Below are 752 nucleotides of genomic sequence, written 5' to 3' on the forward strand. Positions count from 1 at the left end.
GATGTTTCCGCCGTATTCATATCTCCGTGCGCATCGTACCAAATGACACCGGTCTTCGGACGGTGTTTAAGTACTCCCGCAATTGTTCCGATAGCAATACTGTGATCCCCTCCGATAACGAGAGGAAAGTGTCCCTTTTCCATCTGGCCGGAGACTGCCTCGCATAGTTCGCGGTTCACACGCGCAATTTCATCAAGATATTTCAGATTGGTTCCGGCAGTGGTATTTTCCTTCGGCCGGCGCACGATAATATCGCCTTCATCATGTACTTTGTATCCAATCTTCTCAAGTCGTTCAGCAATACCTGCATAGCGGATAGCGCTTGGTCCCATGTCTACCCCGCGGCGATCCGCACCCAGATCCATCGGGACACCGATAATCGAAATATTTTCATTTATCGTAGGATTCATATATGTAAGCCCTTCCTTTCCCTGTTGTAGATTTATTTTATCCTCTTTAGAGCAGATGACTCAACTCAACAAGTTTATGAATGGTTATACATTCGATTAACGGTGGAACTTTAAGCCAAATCTCTCTGGGGCAGATTTCCATTACAGTGTCATAAGGAGGTATATGAGCAGGCAAAGAAGTTGATAAAGAAAAAAGAATAGCCCAATAACATAAAAGCGGATAGCCGAAGAAAGAGATACTTATTCTCTTCCTGGCTATCCGCTTCTTATTTTTCGGCATAAAAAAAGACCCTACAATTCTTTGTAAGCGTCTAAACGAAGCGGGTGATGGGAATCGAACCC

The 752-nt window shown here is 44.4% G+C and carries 2 protein-coding genes; both read right to left on the reverse strand.

Annotated features, from left to right (window positions below; genetic code table 11):
- A partial coding sequence (locus B2899_RS06020) for an arginase family protein (RefSeq protein WP_286884489.1) occupies nucleotides 1-398 on the reverse strand: 398 nt, incomplete at its 3' end.
- A 58-nt stretch (nucleotides 399-456) separates the two neighbouring features.
- Nucleotides 457-752, reverse strand: a 296-nt coding sequence (locus B2899_RS06025; protein ID WP_286884487.1) for a hypothetical protein, incomplete at its 5' end; no start/stop codon positions are given.

This window comes from Aneurinibacillus sp. UBA3580 (assembly GCF_002375825.1).
GTDB lineage: Bacteria > Bacillota > Bacilli > Aneurinibacillales > Aneurinibacillaceae > Aneurinibacillus > Aneurinibacillus danicus.